The sequence below is a fragment of the Flintibacter faecis genome (genome assembly GCF_014287875.1).
Taxonomy (GTDB): Bacteria; Bacillota; Clostridia; order Oscillospirales; family Oscillospiraceae; genus Lawsonibacter; species Lawsonibacter faecis_A.
In genome coordinates this window covers 1-4,961 of sequence record NZ_JACOPN010000019.1, presented here as the reverse complement: position 1 = coordinate 4,961, position 4,961 = coordinate 1, and the positions used below count along the sequence as shown (strand labels likewise).

The following is a 4,961-nucleotide window of genomic DNA, read 5'->3' as shown; positions in this document are numbered from 1 at the left end:
TTTGTAGGTCAAGCCCTCGGCTTATTAGTATCGGTCAGCTCCATGCCTCACGGCACTTCCACCTCCGACCTATCAACGACATAGTCTACGTCGAGCCTTACTCCATAATGGATGAGAGATCTTATCTTAGGGGGAGTTTCACGCTTAGATGCTTTCAGCGTTTATCTCGTCCAGACGTAGCTACCCAGCTGTGCCCTTGGCAGGACAACTGGTGCACCAGAGGTCTGTCCATCCCGGTCCTCTCGTACTAAGGACAGCTCCCTTCAAATCTCTTACGCCCGCAACAGATAGGGACCGAACTGTCTCACGACGTTCTGAACCCAGCTCGCGTGCCACTTTAATCGGCGAACAGCCGAACCCTTGGGACCGAATACAGCCCCAGGATGTGACGAGCCGACATCGAGGTGCCAAACCTCCCCGTCGCTGTGGACGCTTGGGGGAGATCAGCCTGTTATCCCCAGGGTAGCTTTTATCCGTTGAGCGACGGCACTTCCACTTGCATACCGCCGGATCACTAACTCCAACTTTCGTTACTGCTCCACCCGTCGGTGTCGCAGTTAGGCTCGTTTCTGCGTTTACACTCACTGCACGATTTCCGTCCGTGCTGAACGAACCTTTGAGCGCCTCCGTTACCTTTTAGGAGGCGACCGCCCCAGTCAAACTGCCCACCTAACAGTGTCCCCCGACCCGATCCAGGGCCGCAGGTTAGAAAACCAGTAAATCAAGGGTGGTATCCCAAGGGCGACTCCCCACTGGCTGACGCCAATGTTTCCATGTCTCCCACCTATCCTGTACATGATTTACCAATCCTCAGTATTAAGCTACAGTAAAGCTCCATGGGGTCTTTCCGTCTAGTTGCGGGTAACTGGCATCTTCACCAGTACTACAATTTCGCCGGGTGGGCTGTTGAGACAGCGCCCAAATCGTTACGCCATTCGTGCGGGTCAGAACTTACCTGACAAGGAATTTCGCTACCTTAGGACCGTTATAGTTACGGCCGCCGTTTACTGGGGCTTCAATTCAAACCTTCGCTTGCGCTAAGCTCTCCTCTTAACCTTCCAGCACCGGGCAGGCGTCAGCCCATATACGTCATCTTTCGATTTAGCATAGACCTGTGTTTTTGGTAAACAGTCGCTTGGGCCTATTCTCTGCGGCTCCCCTTAGGGAGCTCCCCTTATCCCGAAGTTACGGGGTAATTTTGCCGAGTTCCTTAACAACCCTTCTCCCGTTGGCCTTAGGATCCTCTCCTCATCTACCTGTGTCGGTTTGCGGTACGGGCACCTTATTATACACTAGAGCTTTTCTCGCCTCGACGTTCTCTGACTTCCCTACTTGATTTCGGTCCCTTTCGCCCGGGTCAACCAACGCCCGGGTCCAGATAGTTTCAAGTGTCCCTCTAGTTTAAATTTCGGTGGCTACGGAATTTCAACCGTATGTGCATCGACTACGCCTCTCGGCCTCGCCTTAGCTCCCGGCTTACCTTGGGCGGACGAACCTTCCCCAAGAAACCTTAGATTTTCGGCCATTATGATTCCCACATAATTCTCGCTACTCATTCCGGCATTCTCACTCGAATACAGTCCACCGCTGCTTCCGCTGCGACTTCACCCCGTATTCGACGCTCCCCTACCACGCATTGCTGCATCCTAAGCTTCGGTTATACGCTTAGCCCCGTTACATTTTCCGCGCAGAGTCACTCGACCAGTGAGCTATTACGCACTCTTTTAATGAGTGGCTGCTTCTAAGCCAACATCCTGGTTGTTTTCGCAATTCCACATCGTTTTCCACTTAGCGTATATTTGGGACCTTAGCTGTAGGTCTGGGCTGTTTCCCTTTTGACCACGAGACTTATCTCACGTAGTCTGACTGCTGACCATCAATTATCCGGCATTCTGAGTTTGATAGGGTTCAGTAACTTTATCAGCCCCTAGCCCATTCAGTGCTTTACCTCCGGTAATCTAAATCAACGCTAGCCCTAAAGCTATTTCGGGGAGAACCAGCTATCTCCAAGTTCGATTAGAATTTCTCCGCTATCCACAAGTCATCCGCCACCATTGCAACGGGGGTCGGTTCGGTCCTCCATGGAGTTTTACCTCCACTTCAACCTGCTCATGGATAGGTCACCTGGTTTCGGGTCTATTGCATGCAACTTCATTTCGCCCTGTTCAGACTCGCTCTCGCTTCGCCTCCGGTACTGAATACCTTAAGCTTGCTACATACAATAACTCGCCGGACCGTTCTACAAAAAGTACCTCATCACCCATTAACGGGCTTTGAGTGCTTGTAAGCACAAGGTTTCAGGTTCTCTTTCACTCCCCTCCCGGGGTCCTTTTCACCTTTCCCTCACGGTACTGCTCCTCTATCGGTCATCAAGTAGTATTTAGGGTTGGAGGGTGGTCCCCCCAGTTTCCCACAGGGTTTCACGTGTCCTGCGGTACTCTGGATCCCAACTGACACAAATCGGTTTTCACTTACGGGACTATCACCCGCTCTGGTCGGCCTTCCCATGCCGTTCAGCTGACCTATTGTATCGTGCGTCGGTCCTCAACCCCGGAGAATAAATCCTCCGGTTTGCCCTCTTCCGCGTTCGCTCGCCACTACTAGCGGAATCTCTTTTGATTTCTCTTCCTCGCCCTACTTAGATGTTTCAGTTCAGGCGGTTCCCCACGTACACCTATTTTGTTCAATGCACGTTGTCAGAGTATTGCTCTGACGGGTTTCCCCATTCGGAAATCTGCGGATCAATGCTTATGTGCAGCTCCCCGCAGCTTATCGCAGCTTGTCACGTCCTTCATCGGCTCTTGATGCCAAGGCATTCCCCTTGCGCTCTTATTAGCTTGACCTTCGTAGAACAACCTATTTCTAAGCTGTTCTCTTCGTCTATTAAGAATTATGCAGGCTTCAGTTTGGTTCATTGTAGTTTTTGTTACCCTTAAATTTCTTTAAAGTCCACAAAAATTAACTTTGTTACCTCTCTGTTGCTTGCTCGCAATTTCTTGCTTGCTTCACTGTTCAGTTTTCAAGGTGCAGCTTCCGACCTTTTTCAAGGTCAGATCGAAACATTCAATTTCTTGAACACTTCGATCCGATCTTGTCTGGTGGAGGTTACCGGGCTCGAACCGGTGACCCCCTGCTTGCAAAGCAGGTGCTCTTCCAGCTGAGCTAAACCCCCGCGTCGTCGCTGGGCTTCCATTTGATCCTCGGGCTCATTTTGGTGGTGGGCCCAAGTGGACTCGAACCACCGACCTCACGATTATCAGTCGTGCGCTCTAGCCAGCTGAGCTATGGGCCCGTCCTTCGCCGCTTCTTCGCTGCGTGTCCCCTCTAAATTAAACAACGTGACTTCCATCCAACACTTCAGGTCTGACCTTAGGACATTACGATAACCTCTTCAGCTATCGAGGTCTCCTTAGAAAGGAGGTGATCCAGCCGCACCTTCCGATACGGCTACCTTGTTACGACTTCACCCCAATTATCGAACCCACCTTCGGCCGCGCCCTCCTTGCGGTTAGGCTACGGACTTCGGGTGTTCCCGACTCTCATGGTGTGACGGGCGGTGTGTACAAGGCCCGGGAACGTATTCACCGCGGCATGCTGATCCGCGATTACTAGCGATTCCAACTTCACGCAGGCGGGTTGCAGCCTGCGATCCGAACTGGGATGGCTTTTAGGGGTTTGCTCCACTTCACAGTCTTGCTTCCCTCTGTTGACCACCATTGTAGTACGTGTGTGGCCCAGGACATAAGGGGCATGATGATTTGACGTCGTCCCCACCTTCCTCCGTTTTGTCAACGGCAGTCTCGCTAGAGTGCTCTTGCGTAGCAACTAACAATAAGGGTTGCGCTCGTTGCGGGACTTAACCCAACATCTCACGACACGAGCTGACGACAACCATGCACCACCTGTCACCGAGGTCTCCGAAGAGAAAGGTGTATCTCTACACCGGGCCTCGGGATGTCAAGCCCTGGTAAGGTTCTTCGCGTTGCTTCGAATTAAACCACATACTCCACCGCTTGTGCGGGCCCCCGTCAATTCCTTTGAGTTTCAACCTTGCGATCGTACTCCCCAGGTGGGATACTTATTGTGTTAACTGCGGCACGGAGGGGGTCAGACCCCCCACACCTAGTATCCATCGTTTACAGCGTGGACTACCAGGGTATCTAATCCTGTTTGCTCCCCACGCTTTCGCGCCTCAGCGTCAGTTGCTGTCCAGCAGATCGCCTTCGCCACTGGTGTTCCTCCTAATATCTACGCATTTCACCGCTACACTAGGAATTCCATCTGCCTCTCCAGTACTCAAGAAAAACAGTTTCAAATGCAGGCTGTGGGTTGAGCCCACAGTTTTCACATCTGACTTGCTTTCCCGCCTACACGCCCTTTACACCCAGTAAATCCGGATAACGCTTGCCACCTACGTATTACCGCGGCTGCTGGCACGTAGTTAGCCGTGGCTTATTCGTCAGGTACCGTCACTTGCTTCGTCCCTGACAAAAGAAGTTTACAACCCGAAAGCCTTCTTCCTTCACGCGGCGTTGCTGGGTCAGGCTTGCGCCCATTGCCCAATATTCCCCACTGCTGCCTCCCGTAGGAGTCTGGGCCGTGTCTCAGTCCCAATGTGGCCGGCCAACCTCTCAGTCCGGCTACTGATCGTCGCCTTGGTGGGCCGTTACCCCGCCAACCAGCTAATCAGACGCGAGTCCATCTCAGAGCGATAAATCTTTGGCATTCAGGATCATGCGACCCAAATGCATTATGCGGTATTAGCACAGTTTTCACTGTGTTATTCCCCACTCCAAGGCAGGTTACTCACGCGTTACTCACCCGTCCGCCACTAAACATCCTGTCTTCTTGGCCGAAACCTCAAACACAGGAGTTCCGTTCGACTTGCATGTGTTAAGCACGCCGCCAGCGTTCATCCTGAGCCAGGATCAAACTCTCAATAAAATGGTATTTAAATGACC

2 tRNA genes and 2 rRNA genes are annotated in these 4,961 nt (G+C 52.2%); all 4 read right to left on the bottom strand.

The annotated features are described in order from the left end of the window. Positions 1 to 4: 4 nt before the first annotated feature. Positions 5 to 2,843: ribosomal RNA gene (locus tag H8S55_RS13685) — 23S ribosomal RNA — on the bottom strand. A gap of 253 nt (positions 2,844 to 3,096) precedes the next feature. Further along, positions 3,097 to 3,172, bottom strand: a tRNA-Ala gene (locus H8S55_RS13680). 43 nt (positions 3,173 to 3,215) lie between these two features. Continuing rightward, positions 3,216 to 3,292 (bottom strand) — tRNA-Ile (locus tag H8S55_RS13675). Between the two features lie 121 nt (positions 3,293 to 3,413). Further along, a 16S ribosomal RNA gene (locus H8S55_RS13670) occupies positions 3,414 to 4,944 on the bottom strand. The 16S and 23S rRNA genes sit together here with 2 tRNA genes alongside, the layout of an rRNA operon. Between the last annotated feature and the right edge of the window lie 17 nt (positions 4,945 to 4,961).